General features: G+C 50.4%; 24 protein-coding genes. 17 read left to right on the top strand and 7 right to left on the bottom strand.

All coding sequences use genetic code 11. From position 1 onward, the window contains the following. Positions 1 to 313: 313 nt before the first annotated feature. On the bottom strand, positions 314 to 688 hold the full coding sequence (locus TH63_RS06215) for a hypothetical protein (RefSeq protein WP_048920192.1): 375 nt from the start codon (positions 686 to 688) through the stop codon (positions 314 to 316). Positions 689 to 818: 130 nt separating this feature from the next. Here TH63_RS06215 and TH63_RS06210 point away from each other — a divergent pair, with 130 nt between their 5' ends. Beyond that, on the top strand, positions 819 to 1,247 hold the full coding sequence (locus TH63_RS06210; RefSeq protein ID WP_048920191.1) for a DUF2147 domain-containing protein: 429 nt from the start codon (positions 819 to 821) through the stop codon (positions 1,245 to 1,247). Positions 1,248 to 1,350: 103 nt separating this feature from the next. On the opposite strand, the gene TH63_RS06205 is transcribed toward TH63_RS06210, so the two are convergent. The 3 genes from TH63_RS06205 to TH63_RS06195 form a co-directional block, all read right to left on the bottom strand. Further along, complete coding sequence (locus TH63_RS06205) at positions 1,351 to 1,827, bottom strand: hypothetical protein (protein ID WP_048920190.1); 477 nt, start codon at positions 1,825 to 1,827, stop codon at positions 1,351 to 1,353. A 210-nt stretch (positions 1,828 to 2,037) separates the two neighbouring features. Further along, positions 2,038 to 4,017, bottom strand: a complete 1,980-nt coding sequence (locus TH63_RS06200) for a M1 family aminopeptidase (RefSeq protein ID WP_082161572.1) — start codon at positions 4,015 to 4,017, stop codon at positions 2,038 to 2,040. Between the two features lie 101 nt (positions 4,018 to 4,118). Beyond that, complete coding sequence (locus TH63_RS06195; protein WP_048920188.1) at positions 4,119 to 5,198, bottom strand: T9SS type A sorting domain-containing protein; 1,080 nt, start codon at positions 5,196 to 5,198, stop codon at positions 4,119 to 4,121. 145 nt (positions 5,199 to 5,343) lie between these two features. On the opposite strand from TH63_RS06195, the gene TH63_RS19780 reads away from it, so the two are divergent. The 3 genes from TH63_RS19780 to coaD all read left to right on the top strand — a co-directional run bounded on the left by TH63_RS19780 (position 5,344) and on the right by coaD (position 9,097). After that, complete coding sequence (locus TH63_RS19780) at positions 5,344 to 7,458, top strand: sensor histidine kinase (RefSeq protein WP_053093744.1); 2,115 nt, start codon at positions 5,344 to 5,346, stop codon at positions 7,456 to 7,458. A gap of 48 nt (positions 7,459 to 7,506) precedes the next feature. After that, positions 7,507 to 8,244, top strand: a complete 738-nt coding sequence (locus tag TH63_RS06185) for a response regulator transcription factor (protein ID WP_048920187.1) — start codon at positions 7,507 to 7,509, stop codon at positions 8,242 to 8,244. A gap of 373 nt (positions 8,245 to 8,617) precedes the next feature. Beyond that, a complete protein-coding gene (gene coaD, locus TH63_RS06180; protein WP_048920186.1) occupies positions 8,618 to 9,097 on the top strand; it encodes a pantetheine-phosphate adenylyltransferase in 480 nt (159 codons plus the stop codon). On the opposite strand, the gene TH63_RS06175 is transcribed toward coaD, so the two are convergent. Further along, the gene (locus TH63_RS06175) at positions 9,051 to 9,734 is read right to left on the bottom strand and encodes an NUDIX hydrolase (RefSeq protein ID WP_048922620.1); all 684 of its coding nucleotides are present in this window, start codon (positions 9,732 to 9,734) and stop codon (positions 9,051 to 9,053) included. The genes coaD and TH63_RS06175 overlap by 47 nt on opposite strands. A gap of 113 nt (positions 9,735 to 9,847) precedes the next feature. Between TH63_RS06175 and pyrE the strand changes: the two genes are divergently transcribed. Further along, a complete protein-coding gene (gene pyrE / locus TH63_RS06170; RefSeq protein ID WP_048920185.1) occupies positions 9,848 to 10,486 on the top strand; it encodes an orotate phosphoribosyltransferase in 639 nt (212 codons plus the stop codon). Positions 10,487 to 10,656: 170 nt separating this feature from the next. Next, positions 10,657 to 11,154, top strand: coding sequence for a metallophosphoesterase family protein (locus TH63_RS06165; protein WP_197088643.1), 498 nt, complete (start codon positions 10,657 to 10,659; stop codon positions 11,152 to 11,154). Positions 11,155 to 11,254: 100 nt separating this feature from the next. Here TH63_RS06165 and TH63_RS06160 read toward each other — a convergent pair whose 3' ends face one another. Then, a complete protein-coding gene (locus TH63_RS06160) occupies positions 11,255 to 11,437 on the bottom strand; it encodes a hypothetical protein (RefSeq protein ID WP_048920183.1) in 183 nt (60 codons plus the stop codon). A gap of 77 nt (positions 11,438 to 11,514) precedes the next feature. Here TH63_RS06160 and TH63_RS06155 point away from each other — a divergent pair, with 77 nt between their 5' ends. Continuing rightward, positions 11,515 to 12,543, top strand: a complete 1,029-nt coding sequence (locus TH63_RS06155) for a threonine aldolase family protein (RefSeq protein ID WP_048920182.1) — start codon at positions 11,515 to 11,517, stop codon at positions 12,541 to 12,543. Positions 12,544 to 12,611: 68 nt separating this feature from the next. On the opposite strand, the gene TH63_RS06150 is transcribed toward TH63_RS06155, so the two are convergent. Further along, positions 12,612 to 14,126, bottom strand: coding sequence for an MltG/YceG/YrrL family protein (locus tag TH63_RS06150; protein ID WP_048920181.1), 1,515 nt, complete (start codon positions 14,124 to 14,126; stop codon positions 12,612 to 12,614). A 205-nt stretch (positions 14,127 to 14,331) separates the two neighbouring features. Between TH63_RS06150 and TH63_RS06145 the strand changes: the two genes are divergently transcribed. The 10 genes from TH63_RS06145 to lepB all read left to right on the top strand — a co-directional run bounded on the left by TH63_RS06145 (position 14,332) and on the right by lepB (position 24,918). Continuing rightward, complete coding sequence (locus TH63_RS06145) at positions 14,332 to 15,069, top strand: hypothetical protein (RefSeq protein ID WP_048920180.1); 738 nt, start codon at positions 14,332 to 14,334, stop codon at positions 15,067 to 15,069. 19 nt (positions 15,070 to 15,088) lie between these two features. Then, positions 15,089 to 15,664 carry a hypothetical protein gene (locus TH63_RS06140; protein WP_156180433.1) on the top strand — a complete coding sequence of 192 codons (576 nt, stop codon included), beginning with the start codon at positions 15,089 to 15,091 and terminating at the stop codon, positions 15,662 to 15,664. Between the two features lie 228 nt (positions 15,665 to 15,892). Further along, complete coding sequence (locus TH63_RS06135; protein ID WP_048920178.1) at positions 15,893 to 17,515, top strand: CTP synthase; 1,623 nt, start codon at positions 15,893 to 15,895, stop codon at positions 17,513 to 17,515. Positions 17,516 to 17,531: 16 nt separating this feature from the next. Further along, positions 17,532 to 19,370, top strand: a complete 1,839-nt coding sequence (yidC, locus tag TH63_RS06130; RefSeq protein ID WP_048920177.1) for a membrane protein insertase YidC — start codon at positions 17,532 to 17,534, stop codon at positions 19,368 to 19,370. A 671-nt stretch (positions 19,371 to 20,041) separates the two neighbouring features. Continuing rightward, entirely contained in the window at positions 20,042 to 20,722 is a 681-nt protein-coding gene (locus TH63_RS06125) for a metal-dependent hydrolase (protein WP_048920176.1), read from the top strand. Positions 20,723 to 20,730: 8 nt separating this feature from the next. Further along, positions 20,731 to 21,510 carry a ParA family protein gene (locus TH63_RS06120; RefSeq protein WP_048920175.1) on the top strand — a complete coding sequence of 260 codons (780 nt, stop codon included), beginning with the start codon at positions 20,731 to 20,733 and terminating at the stop codon, positions 21,508 to 21,510. 24 nt (positions 21,511 to 21,534) lie between these two features. Further along, on the top strand, positions 21,535 to 22,449 hold the full coding sequence (locus TH63_RS06115; RefSeq protein WP_048920174.1) for a ParB/RepB/Spo0J family partition protein: 915 nt from the start codon (positions 21,535 to 21,537) through the stop codon (positions 22,447 to 22,449). A 64-nt stretch (positions 22,450 to 22,513) separates the two neighbouring features. Then, positions 22,514 to 23,086, top strand: coding sequence for a DUF5683 domain-containing protein (locus tag TH63_RS06110; RefSeq protein ID WP_156180431.1), 573 nt, complete (start codon positions 22,514 to 22,516; stop codon positions 23,084 to 23,086). Between the two features lie 4 nt (positions 23,087 to 23,090). Continuing rightward, positions 23,091 to 23,807: a 4-hydroxy-tetrahydrodipicolinate reductase gene (gene dapB, locus TH63_RS06105; RefSeq protein WP_048920173.1), complete on the top strand. Its 717-nt coding sequence runs from the start codon at positions 23,091 to 23,093 to the stop codon at positions 23,805 to 23,807. A gap of 10 nt (positions 23,808 to 23,817) precedes the next feature. Further along, on the top strand, positions 23,818 to 24,918 hold the full coding sequence (lepB, locus tag TH63_RS06100; protein ID WP_048920172.1) for a signal peptidase I: 1,101 nt from the start codon (positions 23,818 to 23,820) through the stop codon (positions 24,916 to 24,918). Positions 24,919 to 24,990 lie beyond the last annotated feature (72 nt).

The following is a 24,990-nucleotide window of genomic DNA, read 5'->3' as shown; positions in this document are numbered from 1 at the left end:
GAATCCTTTGAAATGGTATCAAGCGACACGAAAGAGAACTGCCCCTCAGTCGCATGGGCTACCTCATGCCGGATTCGCCAGTAGACAAAGTCTAGTTAGCAAGCTTCAACACGGTTAACGGTTGACACATGAGCTAGGCTTAATACATTTTTACTGGGATTAGACACTTTTACCTCCTTTCTTTAAGTCCGACATAAACCCGACTACCCGTTTGCCAAATAACTTATGGCGGAGGAGAAGGGCCCGGAGCACTCGCTTCCGTTTGATAAAGATAAAAGACGGAAGGATAGTTCAAAAGGTTTTATGATTTTTTTTATGGCCAGCGGTAGATACTTCGGTCGGTTTTAAAGAAAACCCACACCCAGGCCAGGGCCATTAGAAACTCCACCGCGGCATCTAAGAGGTACACATCCAGAATGACGTCGTTGAGGGCATAACGCACATCAATGGCCCCTAAGCCCACGGCGCTAAAGAAGCCCAACACCTCCGGGCTTCTTTCCGCCCTTTTGTGCAAGGCCGCCGTTAACAGGGCCGCCCCAATGGCCAGTACCAGAAGGCCTACCGTTACCACCAGCCAGACTTCTTTCTTGGGGCCCGTCACCGCCAAAAAACTGGGCATGTGCAGCAGCGGCCAGATGCCCGTGAAAGCGTAGTATATCCCTTGGCCGGTTAATAGTACTTTCCGCATTCTTTTTCAATTGTAAGGGGTTGCCCATTTCCTATTTAAACGAGAAACTTCTGGGTTTGGCTTTTTTTGGATTACTATTTGCTTATATTTAAATTACAAACAAACTAACTACTTTCAAACAACCACCAGCATGAGAAAACTCCTTGTATTAACCCTCTTCCTTTGCCTCTCCACGTTGGGTTGGGCTCAGAAAAAATCTCCTATTGGCACCTGGACCAACGAGGAAAAGGAAGCCCGGTTTGAAATCTACCAGTGCGGCGATAAACTGTGCGGAAAAATCATCTGGCTGAAAGAACCAGACAGAGACGGTAAGCCCAAGGTAGACCAGTTTAACCCAGATCCTAAACTGCAGAAACGCCCGGTAATGGGCCTGGTATTCTTAAAGAACTTTGCGCCAGATGAGCCGAACAAATGGGACGATGGTACCATTTATGACCCTAAGACCGGTAAAACCTATTCTTCTTATATGAAGTTGGTAGGCAATGACAAACTGGAAGTGAAAGGCTACATTGGCATCTCGCTTATTGGCCGGTCCCAGATCTGGACCCGCGTGAAATAAACTACATCCTTCTTATAAAAGAAAAGGGGCTTCAGCAGAAGCCCCTTTTCTTTTTATATAGTTTTCAACCGGGCTTCTTTCCAAAGAAAGAAACGGTTTGCTGCTAGAACAGGTCCAGTACCTTTATTTTCTTGTCTCTAAAGGTAAAGGAATCGCCTTTGGTTTTACCAGCCATGGCCTGGAACACCGGCGAGGCCGGAGAAATAGCGAAGTACTTACTGCCGTCTACCTCAATTTCCCCCAGGCTAACGGAGATGAAGTAGTTCTGGGCGTCTGTTTTCACAATAGAGCCCAGGGAAATATCTTCGTTCACCTTGTTGCGGACAATACGCTTTAGAATTCCCAGTTTACCAATGGCCTCATCTAATTGCTTGGCAAACATATCGCGCTGGATATGGCAGGCCTCTCTAAATGACTCAAACTTGTCTTCAATGGCTCCCTGGCTTTCATTGGCGCTGGCCTGAGCCTCCTCCATGGCTTGCCGGGCATTTTCTACAAAGTCGGTTTGCTGGCGCAGGCATTCATTTAACAGGCGGTGTTTTATATCAAGGTCAACAGTTGCTTCTGTAGTAACAGACATAGTTTTAAGGATAATAGGGTTTCTCAATAAGCGTTGAAGTAAAATGCTGTCAAGTTTTAGAATCAGTGCACCTTTAAAACCTGTTTTAAGGGTGTTTTGAAGAAAAGAGGCTCAAAACGGCTGCAAGATCCTAAGTGACTTGCAAGCTTTAAACTCATAAAATAAGATTTTGTTTAGGATAAATCTACTAATTTTCTAAAATATATCCCATCAAAGCTTCACAAACCTATAAGTAATCAGTTCCGCCCCATATTCAGCTTTCAATAAATAGACGCCAGCGCGTAGATCTGCTACTGAAAAGGAACGTCCTTCTGGTCTTAACACCTTGACTGTTTTCCCCAGCATATCTAAGATGGTCACCTGACTGGGATTTCGCCACCCCATTAAATTAATCATACCTGAGGTGGGGTTGGGATAAATCCCCGACGGCTCACGTCCTATGGGCACAATGGAGACATCTTCCTTCGCGTTGGAAAACCCTGTGTACAACAACCAAGCGCTAGGGTCTATTTCTACATAGGTCACCGTGCCAGGCACCTTGAAGGCATAATCTTCCAGCGGCTTATTTTGTTGCACCAACACCAGAGTATCTTTCACAGTGGTGGTGATTTTCATTTCTACTTCGGTTTTGAAGAACGGGGTAACCGGACTGGTCCCGGTTTGGTTGCTTCTGATATATAAGCTGTCTCCGCGCTGGGCATAGGCCACATTTAAAACAGGGACTCCCTCCCCATACACCCATTGGTCAAAAAAGTATTTGTAAGGTTTGCCGGTTTCCCGTTCCACTACTTTTTGAAAGTCGCGGGTAGTGGCTACTTTATGCTGGTACTCCTTTCTATAGGCCTGCAGGATCTTAAAGAAAAGGGCGTCACTCCCTACGGCATGGCGCAACATATGCAGCACCATAGCTCCTTTTCTATAAGTCAAGGCCGAGTTGAAAATACGGGGAACGGAGGTACTATCCTTAACGAAGACCATACCGGTTTCCTGGCTGGCAGCACTGCTACGCGCCGTAGTGAGCCATCCTCTTTTATCTAACGGCCGCAATTTCTCCAAAGCCAGGTACTCACTGTAAGACGCGAATCCTTCATTGAGCCAGATATGACTCCAATCGGCGCAGGTGACTTCGCCTCCCCACCATTGGTGCGCCAATTCATGGGCAGTAAGGGTAAACCCAAAACTAGATTGGGTGGTCATGGTCTGGTGTTCCATTCCGCCGCCAATGGGCGCCATGCTATGGCCGTATTTTTCTTTGTAAAACGGATAAAGCCCAAAGTGCTCAGAGAAAATCTGCAGAAAGGAAGCGGTTATATCAATATCTGCCTTGACCGAAGGAAGTGTCTGTGGATAGATGTAGTTCTGCACCAGCATAGGCTGGGGAGCCCCCGGTAAGGTAACCGGGAACGAATATTCCTCATACTGCCCCAGCGCCACGGAGATCAGGTAATAGGCAATGGGGTAATTAGACTTCCATTCATACCGGTGCTTCTGGTTAGGCATGGGCGTAACCCGTTGCAAGAGCCCGTTGGAGCCTACCTTGTTTAAAACATCTGTGGTGACCCACACCTCTACTGAATCAGCCTTGTCATATAGCAATTGCTTGCAGGGGAACCACTCAGACGCCGCAAAGGGCTCGCTTAAACTCCAAGAGAAGGGGCCGTACGGGGTAAGGCCGGTATTGAACCCATTACCAATGGCCGCGCTGGCCCCTGAGGGAGCGCGCCCAGCGTACCGGACCTGCATTCTTACTTTCTTCTGCCGGCTTTTGGCAACCGGAAGTACGGCTATCACTTCACTCCCTGAGCGCCTAACGGTGCAAGGGGTACCGTCAAGGGTTACCTGCTCAATGGTGAAGTTGGGGTGCAGTTCAAAGGCAAACTCCGTCATAGAGGTAGCCACCACTGAGGCGTATAAGGTAACTGAACCGCTAACGTCTGTGGAATTCCGCTCCAGCTGCAGGTCCAGTTTGTACCAGTGCATGTCATACTGCCGCATCAGGTCCCGGTGCCCCAGTGAGGTAATCCCGTCTGCCAACAGCAAGGAGGTAGAAGCGGTTCTAGTGACGGCGCAAGGGTGCTCGTCCTTGGTGGGGGCCTGCGCCAACACTTGGTTCCAACTACTGCCCAGCAATATCAAAGCTAGTAGAGGAAGCCAATAAACACGTAAGCCGGGGCGTAAAAAGGTTTGCATAGAATGATTTACGAAAAGAGCGCAAGGGGAAGATACTAGGGAAACGGCAAAGGGCCTGAAAATTATCTTTTCAGGCCCTTCCCAAATCTACTAAATGGAGTCTACTGCACCACTACTTTACCAGATTGCGCCTTGCCGCCCACAACTACCTGCACCACGTAAACGCCTTTGCCATAGGCGCTCAGGTTCAGCTGCTTTGAGTAACTCCCCTGCACCATGCCCAAATCTTCCTCAAATTTGGTTTTGCCGTAACTATCCACCACCCGAAGCAAGGCCTTGGTTTTTTTCTGGGCCGTAAAGCTCAGATTAACTACGCCACTGGTGGGGTTCGGGTAGAATTGCACCCCCAGGCTAGAGATAGACTCCGCAGCTTTTTTATGGCTCTTGCTTTCAGCTTTAAGGGACTTCTTTTTCTTTTCTTTAGATCCCGCGGCGGGTTTTCTAAGGATAATGATTTGTTCATGAAGCCCTCCTTCCCTCTTGATCACCTCAAAATCGCTCTCCTGTACTAGGGTTCCCTCTCCGCTCTTAGGCAACCTGAAGACCTTAACCTCTCCCGCGTCACCGTCTTTTTCTACCCTGATGGCATGTTTCAAGAGAATGGAATCTGACCTGAGGCTAAAAGCGCTGTCTACCCTGAAGATTTGGTGCTTTCGCAAGGAGTCTCCTGATAGCGTCCTGTAAATGGTAATGGTTTTACCTGGCCCCATCTCACCGTGCCCCTCCAACTGCTTTATTTGCTCGCCGGTGATAGTGATTGCCTTAAATTTCTGCACACCTTCCTTGCGGAAGAAAAGAGAGTCAGCCCCTTTGGCCCTGAAAACCATGGTCCTTAGAGAATCCACTGAAAGTTGGCCGGGAAGCCCAAAGATTTCCGCCTCCTTTCCGAATTGGAGCTTTTGGCCTTTGAGGGTTTTGAAGCCTAGCCCTTTAAGATGGGGGTTACTTTCCTGCAACTTCTTGACCACCTCTTCTATGGATTGGCCGTCGGCCAGGGTGAAGGTGGTGTCAAGGACTACGTGCTGTCCGTTCTCTGCCTTGATAATCTTTACCTTGGCCTGCCGGGAGCTTGGCTGGGCGCTTGCCCCGGGGGTTTGAGCCTGAACTTGGAAAGACAGAGCTAGTGCACTAAAAAAGGCGAATAGTGGAACTTTATTGATTTTGTATAGGTTTTTTCCCATAATTAATTTAACTTAGCCAATAAACAAAGTGACAGACACAATATTACTGGGTATAAAGATCAACTAGGGTTAAGGCTTGGTTAATGTTTGTTAATGAAAAGTTAAAGTAAAGATTCTGCTACCTGAAGCATTTATCTTTGTTAAGATGAGAAAGAAAACGCTGTTTTTGGTCATTGCCCTTATGAGCATATCCTTGGTGGGGTTGATAGGCTTCCAGGCCTATTGGATCCATCATGCGGTGAAAATGGAGGAGCAGGTCTTTGACCGGAATGTACAGGATGCGCTGCACCAAGTGGCCCGAAAGCTGGAGAGACAGGAAGCCATGCAATTCCTGAAAGAGGAAGCCCCGCAATTAAGGGCCGCTGCCCTTTCTACCCCCCCGCCAATGGTCACTCAGCCTGGTGCCTCCAATCTAGTGGCGAAAAAGAGGCGCGTCAGTAAGAAAAAGCAGGAGCAACGAACTAATCTAAAAGAGTCCCAGCCCCAGGAGCCTTACCGTATTGTAGTCCATCCGGAACAAATCACGGTGGCCCCTTCCGCAAGGGTCAGCTTTAAAACAGCCCCGGAAGAAAGGGCCCATAGAGGCAGAAACCGGCAGGAATGGGCCTCGGCAGTCCAGGCTTCGGCTTCCGGTAAAGAAGCAGTAGAAGTGTTTGGGAAGGGGTCCATGGATTCCGTAGTGATCTGGAAAGTATTGGCTTCGCAGGCCAGACAGGCAGATTCTGCGGCAAGGAAAGCGCATGCCCGGTTATTTAAAAGAGCCAACGTGGATTCTACATGGGCCCAATCCCTGCTCACAGATTCCCTGGTACGAAGACACTATGAGGTGGTCCGGTTGGCGAGCCCCCCATCCATGAAGAGGTTTACCATAAAAGGGAAGGCCGTGGAGGTAATCACCGATTCTGTGTTGCGCCGAATTCCGCGGCATGCCATCACGTTTTCCAGTGACTCAGGCTCTTCCGGCAACGTAGTCCGCTACTATCCCGGCGCCTCCGGGCGTACCGTTGTGTTGAGCCCTTCTGCCCCCGAACGGTTTTTAGCAACCACAGTACCGACCACCCCACCTGCGCCTCCTGCCCCGCCCTCTCCGTTAGTTAAGACCCATCAGGCCGAAAGTGAGCGGCACCAGAAAGCCGCCGCCAAGGCCCAGCACCTGAACCAGGTCATGCAACAGATGGCCGTGGAATATGTACGGAAAGAAAAACCCCTGACCGAGCGTCTGCAACAGTTGCAGATGCAGGAGATGCTGAAAGCGGAACTGCTGGACCGGGACATTTGCCTGCGGTATCACTTCACGTTACAGACACCCAAAGAAGCAAACAGCAAGAATTTTATCCTGACTGCTTCCGGGGGGCCTACCCTGCCCCATGCCAAACTGCAGCAAAATGAGTACGCTGTGCGCCTCTTCCCCAATGATATCATGACGGCGCCCAGTTACCTGGTGGTGAACTTCCCGGGCCGGGAGCTTTATGTCTGGCAAAGCCTTTGGCTGCCTTCTGCCATGTCCTTGCTGTTTACCCTTATCATCCTGCTCACCTTCTCCGTTACGCTCTACACCATCATCCGGCAGAAAAAAATCTCGGAGATCAAGAACGACTTCATCAACAATATGACCCATGAGTTCAAGACGCCTATTGCCACTATTTCATTGGCCCTTGACGCATTAGTGAACCCCAAGGTGCGGGCAGATGAAGCGCGGGTCAACTATTACGCCCGCATTATCAAGGATGAAAACAAGCGCATGCACCAGCAGGTGGAGAAAGTGCTGCAAACAGCCCAGTTGGAGCGCCAGACACTGCAACTGGCCATGGAGCACGTAGATGTGCATCAGCTGATTGAGAAAGCGGTAGAACCGTTCCAGTTACATATTGAACAACGCCAGGGTCAGCTGGACCTAAAGCTGGACGCGGAAAACCCAATGGTTTACGCAGACCCATCGCATCTGGTCAACATGATAGGAAACCTCTTAGATAACGCCAACAAATACTCCCCCCACGCCCCCCAAATCACTATTCAAACCGCTGCCACCCCCAAAGGCCTGCACATTTCCGTGGAAGACCAGGGAACTGGAATGTCCAGAGAGGCGCAGAAAAAGGTGTTTGAGAAATTTTACCGGGTACCTACCGGCAACATTCACAATGTAAAGGGCTTCGGGTTAGGTTTAAGCTATGTCAAAACCATGGTAGAAGCCCACTCCGGCACAATTCACCTCCGCAGTGAGCTTGGCAAAGGCAGCAAGTTCACGCTGTGGCTTCCATGACCAACACAACACAACCGCTTAAACCTCACCTTGTAACAAATTAAAACCATGAGTTCACAATCCAATACGCGCCTTCTACTGGTAGAAGACGACCCAAATTTCGGGATGGTTTTAAAAGACTATCTTGAACTACATGACTATGACGTAACGCTGTGTACTGATGGCGTGCAAGGCCTGAAGATGTTCCAGAAAGCGCCGTTTGATGTCTGTATCCTGGACGTGATGATGCCGCTTAAGGACGGGTTTTCACTGGCGGCGGATATCAAGAAAATAGATCCTGACATGCCCGTTATTTTCCTTACCGCCAAAGCCATGAAGGCCGACATGCTGGAAGGATACCGGATTGGCGCCGATGACTATATCACCAAACCCTTTGACTCAGAGATTCTGCTATACAAGCTGAAGGCCATCTTGCACCGTAAGGCCGCCCAAACCACCGCAGACAAACCAGAGGCCCCGGAATACCACCTGGGCAATTACGTGTTCAACCCCAAGACCCGCCATATCACCCTGGGTGACCAGGACCAGAAACTATCGCCCAAGGAATCTGAGCTGCTGCTTATGCTCTGCCAGTACCTTAATGACGTGCTCCCCAGGGAGGCGGCTTTGAGCAAAATCTGGAAGGAAGACAACTACTTTACCGCCCGCAGCATGGATGTCTTTGTCACCAAACTCCGGAAGTACCTGAAGGGAGACCCGCGCGTGGAGATTGTGAACGTGCACGGCAACGGCTTCAGGCTGGTAGCACCCGTGAATGAACCGAAGGAAATGGCGCCCACGCATTAAAAGGTAATTCCTTTAATGTTAGTAGGTATTAGAAACCAGATCTTTTGAAAAGACGTTTCCAGCTTGATTTGCCGAAAACAGCCCCAAAACGCAACTACCCAGGCTATAAATTTCAGGTAAGCCTCAGGCCAAGCCTAACCTTCATATCACTGTAAACTTATTCCTCAGGCGGGGTTCAGATTTTTGATCCTTCGCACTTATCCTCCTAAGTTATCTACCAAAAAATGAAAATCCTGTTTCAGGGGTGTTTTCCGGAAAACACCCCTGAAACAGGATTTATGGGTTTTATTAGAGGTAAGGCAATTCAGGAACAGAAATTTTTCAGCATCTTCACAGCCATATTCCTAACCAGAAAAAATTGGCTACCTACCCCATGAAGCGCATTGCTCTTTTCCCTGGCTCCTTTGACCCTTTCACCAACGGCCATTATGATGTAGTGCAGCGGGGCTGCGAACTCTTTGACAACATCATCATCTCCATTGGCAACAACAGCAGCAAGAACCGCTATTTTGCCGTGCCCGAAATGGTGGAGATTATTGAAGACGTATTCAAAGACAACCCCAAGGTGTGGGTGCAGGCCTACAAAGGCCTAACCGCCGATTTTGCCAAGGAAGTGGGCGCCCGGTTCCTGCTCAGGGGCCTCAGAAACACCACCGACTTTGAGTACGAGAATACCATTGCGCAGGCCAACCGGCACGTGAACCCAGATCTGGAAACGGTTTTCCTGATCACCTCACCCAGCCTGGCGGCCATCAACTCCTCAATTATAAGGGAGATTCACCGCTTTGGGGGCAACGTGCAGGATTTTATCCCTTTCCACCTTTCTTCACTGCCTTCAAATAATCCCGGATAACAAACTGAATGGAGGCATAGGACTCGGGTAGCACTTCCAGTACTTCGTCTGGGGTCATGAACCGCACTTCCTCAATAAACTCCTCGGCCTGGGGCTTCATCAAAGAGTCATCCAGGCACTGCATGGTATACCAGTTGGTTTTCTTCAGGATCTTGTTGCCTTTGTAGGCATACGAGTGCCAGGTGTTGGGCAACTCGCCGGTGATCGCCACCTTTATGTTGCACTCCTCCTCCACCTCGCGGATGGCGGCCAGGCTGGTTTCCTCCGTTTTCTTGATTTTGCCCTTGGGAAGATCCCACATGCCCAACCGGTAGATCATCAGGATTTTCCCGTCTTTGATGACCAGTCCGCCCGCGGCTTTAATGATCTTGAACTGATCTTTGAGGTGCTCAATGAGCTTCTTCTTTTTATCAGTGACCAGGGTAAGTGATTCCAGCTTCTTTAGCTTTTTCACTTCCATGAGGCGCGCCAAACGGTCAATCAGGACGGAGTCTACGTCTTTGAAGAGCACATCGCCCACCAAATCCTTAGAGGTAAATTGTTCATCTTTACCGAGCACCAAATCATATTTGTGCTTAAAGATCTTTTCACTGCTTTTTTTAATAATCAGTGGGATGTCGTTGATAAAGACATTCATGAAGTAGGCGCTAATGTAGGAAGCGTAAACAGATACAAAATAAGAAAGAATTTTCAGATGGTACAAGGTGCTCCCACTGCGAAAAGATACGGACAATTTGCGTATTTTCGCCCATGCCACACACAGAAACCGCCGCGCAGATAGCGGCTTACCTCCTGGAGTCCCAGGCCGTTCGGCTTCGTCCGGAGCAACCTTTCCGTTGGAGCTCCGGCTGGAACTCCCCTATTTACTGCGATAACCGCGTCACGCTCTCTTATCCGCATATCCGTACGTTTATTAAAAAAGCCCTGGCCCAGGTCGTTCAAGAGCATTTTGGGGGAGTACAAGCCATTGCCGGCGTGGCCACCGCCGGCATTGCCCAGGGTGCCCTGGTGGCAGACCTTTTAGACTTGCCGTATTTATACGTACGTCCTGAACCAAAAAGCCATGGAATGGGAAATCAAATTGAAGGAAAGTTGGAAAAAGGCCAACGCATTGTCCTCATTGAAGACCTGGTCTCTACCGGAGGCTCCTCTTTAAAGGCCGCCAAGGCCGTGCAGGAAGCCGGCGGAGAGGTCATTGGCATGGCCGCCATCTTCACCTACGGCTTCGGCCAAGCCGATGCCAACTTTGCCGCTGCCAACATCCCTACCGTCTGCCTGAGCCACTACAACGCCCTCCTGGAGACCGCCGCCCAACAAGGCTATATCTCTAAAGACGCCATTGCTACCCTGGAAGAATGGCGCCAGTCACCAGAGACGTGGGGAAAGTGATTTAATGAGTGATTTAATGAGTGATTGAATGATTGAGAGAATGGGGGGGAGAGACAGATCGTTTTGGGGCTATTTTTCAGAAAACGGGCCAAAAACGTATCTAATCCGTAATTTGCTTTACTCTGTTTTTTTTTCATTCACTCAATCATACAATCTCTCAATCACTCATTATGAAAATAGGCCTGCTCTCTGATACCCATAGTTACCTGGATGACCGTATTCTGGCGCACTTGAAAGGGTGTGATGAGATCTGGCATGCCGGAGATTTTGGCGTGGCAGCCGTTTCTGAGCGGCTGGCCGAGGTAGCGCCGCTACGGGGCGTGTACGGGAATATTGATGGGCCAGACGTGCGGGCGCTTCACCCCAAGAACCTGCGGTTTACGGTTGAAGGCCTGGACGTGCTCATGACCCATATTGGCGGCTACCCCGGCAAATACGCGCCAGAGGTACGCGAAATGATCAAAGAGAACCCGCCGGGCCTATTCATCTGCGGCCACTCCCACATTTTGAAGGTGATGCAAGACCCCAAACACGGCAACTTGCTGCACCTCAACCCCGGCGCGGCCGGAAAGCACGGCTTCCATGCCATGCGCACCATGCTGCGGTTTGAGGTAAACGAAGGCAAAGTGCAGCACCTGCAGGCCATTGAGCTAGGCAAAAGGGCATAAAAAAAGTGTAACCAGTTCTGGCTACACTTTCAACTATGTTGTAATAGGAGTAATCGCGTACAGTTTGCCGAAAGGCAGTAGGCGAACGAAAAACGCAGAATTACTCAGCGGCTGTCGCAGCGCTCGTAGCGGCTGGAGCAGTAGTAGTAAAGCGAGCCTTCAGCTCCTCAATATCTACGTTCTTAATAACCGGAGTAGACAACAATTGCTTAATAACGCGCTGCTTGTTGTTTTGTCTTGCTTTATTCTTGCGGTCTTTTCTTTTTAATCTAGTAACTGCCATCGGTCAATATTTAAAATTGAATCGCAAAAGTAAGTTATTACTTTTACATTCTCAATATTTCAGCTTAAAAAAAACACATGAAACCTTTCATAGATCTTAGAAGCGATACGGTTACCAAACCTACGCCCGCCATGTTAGAGGCCATGTTCCAAGCCCCGGTGGGTGATGACGTGTACGGTGAAGACCCCATGGTCAATGAGTTACAGGCTTACGGGGCGTCTCTCTTCGGGATGGAGGCGGGCCTCTTCTGCCCTTCCGGAACCATGACCAACCAGATTGCCATTAAGCTTCACACTCAACCGCTCACCGAGGTAATTTGTGAACGCACCAGCCATATTTACTTGTATGAAGTAGGCGGCATCGCGTTTAACTCGGCGGCCTCTGTTCATTTGGTAAACGGCGAGCGGGGTAAGATCACGCCCCAGCAGGTAGAGGCCGGCATCAACCCAGACAACATCCACTACCCTATCACCCGCCTGGTTTCCCTGGAAAACACCTGCAACAAGGGCGGTGGCTCTTATTATACCATTGAGGAAATTGCGGCCATTTCTGAGGTGTGCAAGCTAAACAACCTGGCCCTGCACATGGACGGCGCCCGGGTATTCAACGCCCTGGTGGCCTCCGGCGATGACGCCAAAGCCTACGGACGCTACTTTGATACCATCTCGGTTTGCCTGTCCAAAGGACTGGGCGCCCCGGTGGGGTCTTTGCTGTTGGGCACTAAACCCCTGATTGAACAAGCCAAGCGCGTGCGCAAGGTGCTGGGAGGTGGCTGGCGCCAGGCAGGCTATCTGGCCGCCGCTGGGCTGTACGCGCTCCAGAACAACATCAGTCGTCTGCAGGAGGACCATGACCGGGCCGCGCAACTGGGCACTGCCTTAGGCCAAGCCTGCTACGTGGAAGACGTGATGCCGGTAGAAACCAACATTGTCATCTTCCGGCTGGCCCCTCAGGTGAAGGATTCTGATTTTCTAAAGTATCTTGAGGGGTTTGGCATTCTGGCTAGCGCCTTCGGACCGCAGCAGATCAGGCTGGTCACTCACCTGGACCTCACCGAGGACATGGTGCAGACCATTATTCAGGCCATAGCAAATTACAAAGCCTAGGCTTTTTCTGTTTTGGGGCTGTTTTTCAGAAAACGGCCCCAAAACAGAATATACTTTCTAAAGTCGCCTTAGGCCGCATTGGCCAGTTCCAGCAGCACCTCATAGTATTTCCGGCCCAGCATTTTTGATTTAAGCCAGGCATAGAAACTCATGGCCTGCAGGTCTTCGTGCTCTGCAGGGCCAAAGTCCAGGCTGTCTTCCACTTGCAGGAAGAAATCCTTGCGGGTGGCCATGTTTGGCTGAAGAATCAGGAAACTGATCAACTGCAGAAACGAGCGCGCATTTTTATACACTTCCTGGCACAACAAATCCTCAAAGGAGCGTTCCAGCGCCTTCACCCAGTCCAGAGCCAGATCCAGGTTGCCAATCTCATACTGGATAATCAACTCCCCCATTTTCTTTTTCAGGACCCATTCCCGACCCATGATCCGTTCACACCACTTATCTGAGTGGTTGATCTGCAGCAGGCAGTTGTTGGCTTTGGAATAGGCGTCCTGGGCAAAATACAGAAAGCTTAGCCCCAGGCGGACGGTGAGAAACTCTTTGGGCGGCAAGGTGATTCTGTTGGGCTTCAGCAAATCCTCCAGCAGCCGCACCGACTGGGCCAGGTTGTTAAGGAAGGCGTCATTGGCGGTTTTCAGAAACAGGTACTTGGGGTAGAAAACCGTGTAATAGTTTCTGGCCGGCCCCTGCAGGGTTTGGTTTAACTCTTCCAGATAGGTATTGGACTGGTCGAACTTTCGGTTGCGGTAAAGCACGTGCGCAATCATGTACAGCAACTGGATCTTGTAGAACTGGTGCGCCAGCGAAAAGCCCGGGCTGGCGGCCATGGCCTGGTACTTCTCAATAATAAAGGGCTCAAAAGTGAAAAAGTCTCGGCGGGCCAGAACGGCGGTTCTGGTGATAGACATCAGTTTATAAAAAAGGGAGGGTCGTTGGCTTACCGCCTGGGTTAGGCCGTAGTCTTGCAACACGGTTTGCACTACTGCGTCAAACTGCAGGTTGCGGCCTTGCACCCGTGACTGGTTAAGGCGCCGGTAGATCAGGCTGCTGGCAATATTGGCCCGCTCCTCTTCGTCGGTGGCCTCCTTGTTCAGGTTGCGTTTTTGAATGATCTGGTCCAGGTCGCTGGCAAATTCGCTATCGGCGCGTTCAATCTGCAGGTTAAAGATGGCGTTGAGAAGCCCGAACTGCTCGTTCTCCGTGGCCAGCCGCTCGGCTTTTCTAAGGGTGTTCCAGGCCAACCGTTCGGCCCCCACCTCAAACAGGTAGCGGGCCATGGACAGCAGGCCCATGATGGTGGAACCAGCCGTAGGGTCTTCATCCATCTGTTTGAGCACTATGAAATCGGTGAGGTGCTGCATGAGGCGTTTGCGCAACGCATAGTAAGCCGATGGGTTGGGTTCGCCCGGGTACAGCTTCTCCATGATCTTCTGCGCAGAAAGCTCCTGTTTCTGCTGCAGCAGCTTAAACAACTCAAAATCCTTCCGGTCCTTCTTTTTCTTGTTCCGCTGGATGAATAACGTGAACTCTTTGGTGTCCTCCGCAGAAAATGTATTGATCGTGACTTTTAAATCATCCATAACAGAAGGATTGGGCGCTCATTTGGTTTACAAGAAGCATTTTCAAAAGTAATATTTATTAGCTGTATCTATTTAGTTTTCAAATAGATACTTTCAAGATAATTCATTTTTAAAAGTAAGCATTCATCTAATTTAATATGTTTCCTCCAAAACCCAACTCTATCTTTATAAAAGTAAACTCAAACAACCCTAAAAATTAACCGAGATGAAAAAACTACTACTTCTATTTTCATGCATGCTGGTATGGCAGATCAGCCTGGCCCAGGACCTGATCATTAAAAGAAACGGCGACGAGATCAGTGCCAAGATTCTGGAACTTACCCCAGAGGAAATCAAGTACAAGCGCTTTGACTACCAGGACGGGCCCACTATCTCTATCCTGAAAAAAGACGTGTTCATGATCAAATATGCCAACGGCACTAAGGAAACCTTCAACGCTCCGGCTACCAGCACTCCTGCCTACCAGGCCAGCGGCAGACCGGGCGTAGCAACAGACGAGGAAAGCATAGCCCTGCAAACCGCGGTAAAGTTGGGTGGGCCCCGGTTAGGGTTTACCATTTTATCTGGCGGCGTAGCCGACAGGGCCAAGGAAGAATTTGACGTTAACCCATTCATCACCCAATTTGGCTGGCAATTTGAAACCCGAATCTTCACTACCGGCAATGGCTTATCTGGCCTGGTGGAATTTGTGCCTCTTATTGGCGGCCTAGAACAAGGCGAGTTTTTGCCCAGCTTAAACGCCCTCATTGGGTTACGCGGCTCTAAAGGCTTTGAGTTTGGCGTGGGCCCTAACGTCTCTCCTGCCGGCGCGGGTTTGGTCTTTGCGGTAGGCACCAATTTCCAGTCAGAGGGCGTGAATTTCCCAGTGAACTTTGCGGTGGTGCCCGGCAACGGCGGCATGCGCTTCAGCCTGCTCTTTGGCTTCAATTCCAGAAAACTGTAACCTGCCTAACCCTTTAGACATGAAACTACTTGCCTGTTTTCTATTATTGGCGCTAGGGTCTTTCAGCCTCTCTGCCCAGGACATTATTTACAAAACCTCCGGCGATGAGGTGAGCGCTAAAATTATGGAGATCTCCACTACCAAAATCACCTTCAAACAGCCCAACCTGTTCTCCGACAGCCTTTTTACGCTGCCCCACAAGGATGTCTTTATGGTGAAGTATGCCAACGGAGAAAAAGAACTCATGCAGCCGGCTGTAGAGGAAGCCGCGCCAGAACCAGTAAAGCGCAATCCTTTGCAGATGGCGCAATTGGGCCGGCTGGATGCCCGAAAATATTATAAGAGCAATAAAGGAATAGCAGGTGGGGCCATTTCCGGGTTTTTATTCTTCCCGGCAGCCTTAGTGGTGGCGGCAGTACCTCCTAAGATCACCCTTAATGATGGGCCTGATCCACAGTTGTTATCAAATCCCTATTACTACAAAGGCTTCCGCAGCCAGGCCCATAAACGGAAATTGGGAAAGGTGGCCATAGGAACGGGGGTTGGGTTATTAGGGTTGATCGTGTTTTCGTCCCTTTCCAACGGGCAACAGTAGCATTTCCTCCTGCAGGCCAGCTTTCTTGAAAGGTAAGGTGAGGAAATAGCCTGTTTGTTTACACCAATGATTCCTCTGCCAAGGCTGTTTTGGGGCCGTTTTCCGGAAAACGGCCCCAAAACAGCCTTGGCTTCCGCACAAGGCCTTACCTGTAATTCCTTCCAAACATTTTCCCTCCCTTTCTAATAATTTACAGTAACTTTGCAGTCCATAAGACAAACACTACTTATGGCTTCTGCTAAATACATCTTCGTTACAGGGGGCGTGACTTCCTCATTAGGGAAAGGCATTATCTCTGCTTCATTGGCTAAACTTCTGCAAGCGAGGGGCTTCTCCGTCACCATCCAGAAATTTGATCCTTACATTAACATTGACCCGGGCACGCTCAACCCCTATGAGCACGGGGAATGCTATGTCACCGAAGATGGCGCCGAGACGGACCTGGACTTAGGCCATTATGAGCGTTTCCTGAACACCCCCACCTCCCAGGCAAACAACGTGACCACCGGCCGTATCTACCACAACGTTATTACCCAGGAGCGCCAGGGCGCCTACTTGGGCAAGACCGTGCAGGTGGTTCCCCACATCACAGATGAGATTAAGCGCCGCATGCTTATGCTGGGCGAGACCGGCGAGTTTGACGTGGTGATCACCGAGATTGGCGGGTGCGTGGGTGATATTGAGTCACTTCCCTTTATAGAAGCCGTGCGCCAATTGCGTTGGGACCTGAACCCCAATGACACCGTGGTGATTCACCTGACGCTTTTGCCTTACCTGAAAGCCGCCGGCGAGCTGAAGACCAAACCCACCCAACATTCCGTAAAGGCCTTATCAGAGGCGGGCGTGCAGCCAGACATCCTGGTGTGCCGGTCTGAGTACGCCATTCCGGCGGAAATGCGCAAGAAAATAGCCTTGTTCTGCAACGTGGCCACTAATTCGGTGATTGAGTCACTGGACGCCGAGACCATCTATGACGTGCCGCTGCTCATGAAAAAAGAAAAGCTGGACGAGCGCGTGATCAAGAAACTGAAACTGACCAGCCGCCAGGAAATCAACCTGGACACTTGGAAAGAATTCCTGGGCCGTCTTAAAAACCCCACCGAAGAAGTACACATTGCCCTGGTAGGGAAATACGTGGAACTGCCAGATGCCTATAAATCCATCATTGAATCCTTCATCCATGCGGGGGCATTCAATGAGTGTAAAGTTCACCTCAAATTCATCCAGTCAGAATTCATCTCCGCAGAGAACGTGCACATGCACCTGCAGGGCCTGGACGGCGTGTTAGTGGCTCCTGGCTTTGGCGAACGCGGGTTTGAAGGCAAACTGGAGGCCATCAAGTACGTGCGCGAAAGCCAGATTCCGTTCTTCGGGATTTGCCTGGGCATGCAGACGGCGGCCGTAGAATTTGCCCGCAACGTGCTGGGCTTGAAAGATGCCGCATCCACCGAGATGAACCCTGCCACCCCCCACCCTGTTATTGACATGATGGAGGAGCAGAAAACCGTGACCCAGAAGGGCGGGACCATGCGCCTGGGCGCGTACCAGTGCGACCTGAAAAAAGGCTCCAAGGCTTTCCAGGCCTATGGCCGGGCCCATATCTCTGAGCGCCACCGCCACCGGTATGAATTCAACAACCAGTACCTGAAGCCGTTTGAAGAAGCCGGCATGATTGCCTCAGGTATTAACCCAGACACCGGGTTGGTAGAGATCATTGAGCTGCAGAACCACCCTTGGTTTGTGGCCGCCCAATATCACCCAGAACTCAAGAGCACCGTGTTGAACCCGCACCCGCTGTTTGTGCGCTTCATCAAGGCCGCCATCACCCAATCAAAACTTAAAAACAAATAATTACTTACTAGCACTTATGGATAGGAATTCCGCAATAGGCATGGGCCTGATTGCCGTTATCATACTGGTTTACAGTATTTTCTTCATGAAAGGCCCTGAGCAAAAGACAGGGCCCGAAACTAAAAAAGCAACCACGGCTGCCACCATGGCTCCAGATTCCTCGGCTGTGGCTTCTACGCCGGCAGATGACTCTCTGGCCAGAGCGCAACGCTCCTCGCAATTAGGAGAGTTTGGTGCCTTGGCAACCGGGCAAAACCAGAACCTGGTGCTGGAGAACAAAGAGTTGAAGGTAACCTTGGGCAGCCAGGGCGGTAAAGTAGAGGAAGTAGTCCTGAAGAACTACAAAACTTGGGACCAGAAGGCCTTGGTGCTGTTTGACTCTAAAAGCAGCCGTCAGGAATTCACGTTCCAGACCAAATCTGGCCGTACCATAAAGCTATCAGACCTGTTTTTCCAGCCGTCTGCCGTAGCTAACCTTACCGTGAAGGAAAAACCTGCCAAGGCGATCACCTTCACCGCGCAGGTAGCCCCCGGCCAGTCTATTGAGCAGGTGTACACCCTCCAGGACGATTCCTATCAGGTAGGATACCAACTTCATTTCAGAGGCATGGAAGGCGTTGTGGCCCAGCAGCCCGTGGTCCTTACCTGGACCGATGAGCTGAAGCGCCTGGAGAAAGACATCAAGCAGAACCGCAACCACTCCACCCTCAACTACTACACCGCTGAAGGCAGCTTTGACAAGCTTTCTGCCAGCTCCACAGACCCTGAGGCCGAGAAACTGGAGGAACCTGTCAAGTGGGTAGCCAACAAGCAGAACTTCTTCACCGCGGCCATAATCGCAGACAACAGCTTCTCTGATGCCGAGGTTTCCAGTACGTTCAAGGACGAAGACACTACCCAGGTGAAGACCCTGCGCTCCAAGCTCAGCATTCCGGTGCAGGACGTGTTGGGCGGCAAAGGCCACTTCACCTATTTCTTCGGCCCGAACGATTACGACGTCCTGAAGCGGGTAACCGAAGACTTTGACCGAAACCTGGAACTGGGCTGGGGCATTTTCGCCTACGTAAACAAGTACCTCATCATCCCGGCGTTTGACTTCCTGGAAGACTTTATTGGCAGCTACGGCATCATCATTATTCTGTTGGTGCTCTACATCAAGTTGCTGCTGAGCCCGCTGACCTACAAGTCGTACATCTCTATGGCCAAGATGAAGGTCTTGAAGCCTGAGATTGACGCCATCAAGGAGAAGCACGACGGGGATATGCAGAAAACGCAGGCCGAGACCATGGCCCTGTATTCTAAGATGGGCGTGAACCCTATGAGTGGCTGTATCCCTATGCTGCTGCAGATGCCTATCCTGTTTGCCATGTTCAACTTCTTCCCTAACTCCATTGAGTTGCGGCAGGAGCCGTTCCTGTGGGCCCATGACCTGAGCACCTATGACGTGTTTGCCATGCTGCCGTTCACCATTCCCTTCTATGGAAACCACGTGAGTATGTTCACCCTGCTCATGACCGCCTCTACTATTCTATACACCTGGTCCAATAACCAGGTGAGCACGGTGCAGGGACCCATGAAGTTCTACTCTTACCTGATGCCGATCATCTTCATGTTTGTGTTGAACAGCTTCCCGGCCGGCCTTAGCTTCTATTACTTCGTGTCTAACATTGTCACCTTCGGGCAGCAGGCCTTGATCCGGTACTTTGTAGACGAAGGAAAGATCCGGAAGAACCTGGAAGACTACCAGGAGAAAAACAAAGGCAAAGAGCCTAAAGGCGGCTTCCAGAAACGGATCCAAGATGCCATGAAAGCGGCTGCGGAGCAAGAAGCCCAACGCAAGAAAGGCGCCAGATAGCCTACCCTAACTCATAAAAAAAGCCCGGTCTACACCGGGCTTTTTTTATGGACTATTTCTTCCATCACAACCTTATACAATCGCTGATGCAGAGACATTTAAGATAATTCACATCCACCACTCCTTCATAACCTTCACCCTTATATTTCGTCCTTTTATATCCACTTCTGACGCGTCATTAACATTCTCTCTTCCTTCATCTATCCTTCTTTCTGAACCCTTAGCAAGCTACTTACAAGGCATTTTTATTCTGTAAACCAATCTTCCGTTTTGAGCCTGTTTTCCGGAAAACAGGCTCAAAACGAACTTTCAACCAGAGAACCAAAGCTGCAAACGGCAGGCAATCCGGCTCTTTCCAGAGGTAAATTAAAGGTGATTGTACTAGGCTTAGCGGCCCGTCGTTTAACAGGAGAGAAAGCCAAAACCCGACATTTCTTCCGATAGATAACGTTTGGCCACGGTACTTTCAACGTTTCTGCTAAAAAGATAGCTATCAAGTAGATAAACCATATTTGCTCAACCAATGGGCAAGCCTGAACCAGGGGCAAAAATGGGGATAAATAACCGCTAAGTGTTAATAAGTCAGGCTTACAAGTCTCTCTAAATTACCGTATCTTTGCAGTAGCTTCTGCTATATTTCATGGTTAAACGCTTTCTTTTGCTTATAACAGATGGAAATTACTTATTACGGACAGTCTTGTTTTCTCATGGACCTGGGGGGTACCAAAGTTCTCTTTGACCCTTTTATCACCCCCAATCCCCTGGCCTCTGAGATAGACATTGATTCTATAGATTGTGACTACATCCTGCTCTCCCACGGGCACGCAGACCACGTGGCAGACGCAGAGCACCTGCTCAAGAAAACCGGTGCTACCCTGGTAGCCACGTTTGAGATTGTGAGCTGGTACCAGAACAAAGGCATTGAGAAGGTACACCCCATGAACATTGGGGGCAAGGTGCACTTTCCCTTCGGAACCCTGAAGATGGTGAACGCCATCCATTCCAGCTCTTTGCCAGACGGCACCTATGCCGGGACCGCCGCGGGCTTTGTGGTAGAGAGCGCCGAGAAGTCTTTCTACTACGCCGGAGACACCGCCCTGCACATGGACATGAAACTACTGGGGGAGCGGTACCACCTGGATTTTGCCTTGCTCCCCATAGGTGACAATTTCACCATGGACGTGGAAGACGCCCTGATCGCCGCCAATTACGTGAATGTGAAGAAAATAATCGGGATGCACTATGACACCTTCCCGTACATAGAAATTGATCATGTGGAGGCGCTGGAACTAGCCCGGCGTCAGCAGAAGGAGTTGATTTTGATGGAGATTGGTCAAACTTTAGAACTGTAACCTGTATAATGGGAAAAATAATTGCCGTTGCCAACCAGAAAGGCGGCGTGGGAAAAACCACGTCGGCCATTAACCTGGCAGCCAGCTTAGCCGCTTTAGAATTCAAGACCCTGCTGGTAGATGCTGACCCGCAGGCCAACGCCACCTCTGGCATAGGGTTTGACCCCAAAGACATTGAAAACAGCATCTATGAGTGCATGGTAGACGGGATCAACGTGGAGGAGATCATCCTTTCCTCGCCCATTGATTTTCTGGACCTTATCCCCTCCCACATAGACCTGGTGGGAGCCGAGGTAGAGATGATCAACCTGCCTAACCGCGAGGACAAGATGAAGCAGGTGCTGGTGCCCCTGAAGGAGAAGTATGATTTCATCATCATAGACTGCTCTCCTTCCCTGGGTCTTATCACCGTGAACTCTTTAACCGCCGCAGACTCTGTCATCATTCCGGTGCAGTGCGAGTACTTCGCCCTGGAAGGCTTAGGCAAGCTGTTGAACACCATCAAGATCATTCAGTCCCGCCTGAACCCTGACCTGGAGATTGAAGGCCTGCTGCTCACCATGTATGACGTGCGCCTGCGCCTGTCTAACCAGGTGGTGGAGGAAGTGAAAATGCACTTCCAGCAAATGGTGTTTGATACCATTATCCCGCGTAACGTGAAACTGAGTGAGTCGCCCAGCTTCGGGATTCCCGCCATTTTGCATGACGCCGAAAGTAAAGGGGCCATCAGCTACCTTAACCTTGCCCGTGAGATTGTGGAGAAGAACGGCGTAGCGGTTGCCCAGTAATATTTTTTAGAAGAGGAAAAGTACATGTCTGATAATTCAGCCAAGAAAAAACAAGGCGGCCTTGGAAGAGGCCTGAATGCGCTTATTGCGGGCAGTTATGACCGCAAACCAGAATCAACTCCAACTAATCTTAACGTTGCTAATACCATCGCAGATATAGCTTTAACCCAGATTGAGACCAACCCCTTCCAGCCGCGTACCCACTTTGACCAAGTGGCCCTGGAAGAATTGGCTGAATCTATCCGCATCCAGGGAATCATCCAGCCCATTACGGTCCGTCAGCTGAACGCTGAGACGTATCAGCTGATCTCTGGGGAGCGCCGCTACCAGGCCGCCAAACTGGCCGGGCTAGACACCATTCCTGCCTACATCAGAAAAGCCGATGACCAGCAAATGCTGGAAATGGCCCTGATTGAGAACATTCAGCGGGAAAACCTCAACGCCATAGAGATTGCCCTTAGCTACCAGCGCCTGCTGTCTGAGTGTAACCTTAAGCAGGAAGAACTGGGCGACCGTGTTGGCAAGAAGCGCACAACGGTGACCAATTACCTGCGGTTATTGAAATTGCCGCCAGACATCCAAATCGGGATCCGGGACAACCTTATTTCCATGGGCCACGCCCGCGCCATCATCAACATTGATGACGTGGAAAAGCAGCTGGAAGTCTACCGCAAGATTGTGAACGAGGAACTGTCTGTGCGCAAGGTGGAGGAACTGGTGCGTAACCTGAACCTGGCCAACAAAAAACCAGACCCGCAGACCAAATTAGATTTGCATCCGTTTGAGAATGAAGTGAAGCGGGTAGAATCAAGGCTATCCTCTTACTTTGGCACCCGTATTCACGTCAAGGCGTCGGCTGAAGGCAAAGGCGAAATCAAAATCCCCTTTGTCTCGGTAGATGAACTGAACCGAATTCTGGAAATCTTAAACTACGCGTAACATGCGGCTGTTGGCGGCTCTTTCTTTCTGTCTATTCCTTTTCATGGCTTATGCCCCGCAAGGCTTGGCGCAAGTAGTAACTACTGGCCCAGACTCGGTGAAGGTAGCCACCCCGGCTGTAGCAGATACCGCCCAAAAAGGATTCAGTCACTGGAGCCGCCCCGCCAAGGCCGCCTTCTACTCGGCGGTGGTGCCCGGCTTAGGCCAGGCCTACAATAAAAGCTATTGGAAAATTCCTTTGGTGTACGCCACCGGGGGCGTGATCGGGTACTTCATTTATGACAACAACCGCAAGTATCAGGACTATGCCCAGGCGCTGCGCGTAAGGTTTGATGGTGACCCCGGCACCGTAGACAAATACGCTGAGGACAATATCTATGGTTTAAACCGCGCCAATGACCAGGGAAGCCGCAACCTGCGCTCCTCCAGAGACTTCTTCCGGAAGTACCGTGACCTGGACATTATCCTGGCCGTGCTGGCCTGGGGCCTGCAGGTGCTGGAAGCCCACGTAGATGCCCACCTCAAGGCCTTTGACGTAAGTGACGACCTTTCCCTGCATTTCTCCCCTGCCCTGAACCCACTTACCGGTACCTCTTCCTATGCAGGAGGTCTCCGCATTCATCTTACCCTTAAATAAAACTATGCGCATTCTTCTCATTGGGTACGGCAAAATGGGTCAAACCATTGAGCGGCTGGCAGTGGCCAAAGGCCATGAAATTGTGGGTGCCCTCACGGTGCATGATGCAGACAAGCTAGCCTCTTACACCGCAGACCAGGTAGACGTTGCCATTGAGTTCACCAGCCCAGACGCGGCAGTAGGCAATATCCTTACCTGTTTTGAGAAAAAGATACCGGTAGTGGTAGGCACAACGGGCTGGCTGGAGCACCTGGGCCAGGTAAAGGGGAAATGTCAGGAGCTGCAAGGCACCCTTTTCTATGCCTCTAACTTTAGCGTGGGGGTAAACCTATTCTTTCACTTTAATGAGTACATTGCCAATAAAATGCGGCAGTACCCAGAGTATGCGGTAGAGGTAAAGGAAATTCACCACGTGCACAAACTGGACAAACCCAGCGGCACGGCCCTTACCATTGCCGATGGCATTTTAAAGAACTACCCTGAAAAACAGGGCTGGATCAATGACACCAGCTCTGAGCCAGATTTACTGGGCATTGTTTCTGAACGCGAAGGCGAAGTGGTGGGTACGCATATTGTGAAATACACCTCAGAAAATGATACCTTTGAACTGCACCATGTTGCCCACACCCGCGAAGGTTTTGCCTCCGGTGCCCTTCTGGCCGCCGAATGGTTGCCAGGCCGCCAGGGTATTTATGGGATGACCGATCTGCTACAACTCTAACCCTCAGTACATGAGTATCCGTTTTTGGACCAAGAAAGAGACCAAGCCTAAAAAGAAGAAAGGCTTTTTCAGGGAATGGGGAGACGCCATTCTTTTTGCCGTTGTAGCTGCCACCCTTATCAGGTGGGCCACCTTTGAGGCCTACACCATTCCAACTCCCTCTATGGAGAAATCTTTGCTGGTAGGAGATTACCTGTTCGTAAGCAAACTGCACTACGGCCCGCGCACGCCTATCACCCCATTGCAGGTCCCGCTTACCCACCAGACCATCTGGGGCACCAACATCCCCTCCTACTCAGACGCCATCCAACTCAAGTCATACCGTCTGCCGGGCTTCAGCTCCGTGAAGAACAATGACGTGGTGGTGTTCAACTGGCCCGCAGACACGGGTCACCCCACCGACCTTAGAATGAACTACATTAAACGCTGCATAGGCATTGCGGGAGATAAAATTCAAATGAAGGACATGCGGGTATACATCAATGACAAATTGGTACCTGAGCCCGATAGAGTGCAGTACGCCTACGGCATTCTGGCCAACACGCCCATTAACCCTAAGTTCTTCAAGGAAAACGACATTACAGATGTGCAGCCTGCCTACGGCGGCGAGGCCTATATCATCAACACCACGCCGGCCACGGCCGCGAAGTTGAAGACCTATGACTTCATTAAGGAAGTGGTGTTGTATAAAGACAGCATTGGCTCTATACGGGCTGATATTTTTCCGTTCAAGCCCTCTATGTACCCCTACAACAAGGATAACTTTGGTCCGTTCGTGATCCCGAAGGAAGGCATGACCGTTGACATCAATGCCCAGACCATTCCTTTCTATGAGATGGTTATCCGGAAGTACGAGGGCCATGACAAGGTGGAGGTAAGCGATGACAAGATTCTGATTGACGGCAAGGAGATCAAGCAATACACCTTCAAGCAGAACTACTACTGGATGATGGGCGATAACCGCCATAATTCAGAAGACTCCAGGTACTGGGGCTTTGTACCCGCAGACCACATTGTAGGCAAAGCAGTGATGATCTGGATGTCAGCGGACCCGAACGAGACCTTGTTTAACAAGATCAGGTGGAACCGTATTTTTAAAGGCATAGAATAGTCCTCGCTGTTTTGGAGCTGTTTTTTAAAAAACGGGCTCAAAACAGGACTTCTTTCTTAAAGCAGAATCGCC

This window comes from Rufibacter radiotolerans (genome assembly GCF_001078055.1).
Lineage (GTDB): Bacteria > Bacteroidota > Bacteroidia > Cytophagales > Hymenobacteraceae > Nibribacter > Nibribacter radiotolerans.
Note: the sequence above shows the minus strand (reverse complement) of the source record. Positions and strands in the feature narration are given on the sequence as shown.

Excerpts from the sequence above, each read along its gene's own strand:
- lepB (WP_048920172.1), top strand. The coding sequence starts at position 23,818 with ATGAGTATCCGTTTTTGGACCAAGAAAGAGACCAAGCCTAAAAAGAAG.
- TH63_RS06185 (WP_048920187.1), top strand. The coding sequence starts at position 7,507 with ATGAGTTCACAATCCAATACGCGCCTTCTACTGGTAGAAGACGACCCA.
- TH63_RS06135 (WP_048920178.1), top strand. The coding sequence starts at position 15,893 with ATGGCTTCTGCTAAATACATCTTCGTTACAGGGGGCGTGACTTCCTCA.
- TH63_RS06125 (WP_048920176.1), top strand. The coding sequence starts at position 20,042 with ATGGAAATTACTTATTACGGACAGTCTTGTTTTCTCATGGACCTGGGG.
- TH63_RS06200 (WP_082161572.1), bottom strand. The coding sequence starts at position 4,017 with ATGCAAACCTTTTTACGCCCCGGCTTACGTGTTTATTGGCTTCCTCTA.
- TH63_RS06120 (WP_048920175.1), top strand. The coding sequence starts at position 20,731 with ATGGGAAAAATAATTGCCGTTGCCAACCAGAAAGGCGGCGTGGGAAAA.
- TH63_RS19780 (WP_053093744.1), top strand. The coding sequence starts at position 5,344 with ATGAGAAAGAAAACGCTGTTTTTGGTCATTGCCCTTATGAGCATATCC.
- TH63_RS06140 (WP_156180433.1), top strand. The coding sequence starts at position 15,089 with ATGAAACTACTTGCCTGTTTTCTATTATTGGCGCTAGGGTCTTTCAGC.
- TH63_RS06150 (WP_048920181.1), bottom strand. The coding sequence starts at position 14,126 with ATGGATGATTTAAAAGTCACGATCAATACATTTTCTGCGGAGGACACC.
- TH63_RS06195 (WP_048920188.1), bottom strand. The coding sequence starts at position 5,198 with ATGGGAAAAAACCTATACAAAATCAATAAAGTTCCACTATTCGCCTTT.
- coaD (WP_048920186.1), top strand. The coding sequence starts at position 8,618 with ATGAAGCGCATTGCTCTTTTCCCTGGCTCCTTTGACCCTTTCACCAAC.
- TH63_RS06155 (WP_048920182.1), top strand. The coding sequence starts at position 11,515 with ATGAAACCTTTCATAGATCTTAGAAGCGATACGGTTACCAAACCTACG.
- pyrE (WP_048920185.1), top strand. The coding sequence starts at position 9,848 with ATGCCACACACAGAAACCGCCGCGCAGATAGCGGCTTACCTCCTGGAG.
- TH63_RS06160 (WP_048920183.1), bottom strand. The coding sequence starts at position 11,437 with ATGGCAGTTACTAGATTAAAAAGAAAAGACCGCAAGAATAAAGCAAGA.
- TH63_RS06145 (WP_048920180.1), top strand. The coding sequence starts at position 14,332 with ATGAAAAAACTACTACTTCTATTTTCATGCATGCTGGTATGGCAGATC.
- TH63_RS06165 (WP_197088643.1), top strand. The coding sequence starts at position 10,657 with ATGAAAATAGGCCTGCTCTCTGATACCCATAGTTACCTGGATGACCGT.
- yidC (WP_048920177.1), top strand. The coding sequence starts at position 17,532 with ATGGATAGGAATTCCGCAATAGGCATGGGCCTGATTGCCGTTATCATA.
- TH63_RS06215 (WP_048920192.1), bottom strand. The coding sequence starts at position 688 with ATGCGGAAAGTACTATTAACCGGCCAAGGGATATACTACGCTTTCACG.
- TH63_RS06115 (WP_048920174.1), top strand. The coding sequence starts at position 21,535 with ATGTCTGATAATTCAGCCAAGAAAAAACAAGGCGGCCTTGGAAGAGGC.
- dapB (WP_048920173.1), top strand. The coding sequence starts at position 23,091 with ATGCGCATTCTTCTCATTGGGTACGGCAAAATGGGTCAAACCATTGAG.
- TH63_RS06205 (WP_048920190.1), bottom strand. The coding sequence starts at position 1,827 with ATGTCTGTTACTACAGAAGCAACTGTTGACCTTGATATAAAACACCGC.
- TH63_RS06175 (WP_048922620.1), bottom strand. The coding sequence starts at position 9,734 with ATGAATGTCTTTATCAACGACATCCCACTGATTATTAAAAAAAGCAGT.
- TH63_RS06210 (WP_048920191.1), top strand. The coding sequence starts at position 819 with ATGAGAAAACTCCTTGTATTAACCCTCTTCCTTTGCCTCTCCACGTTG.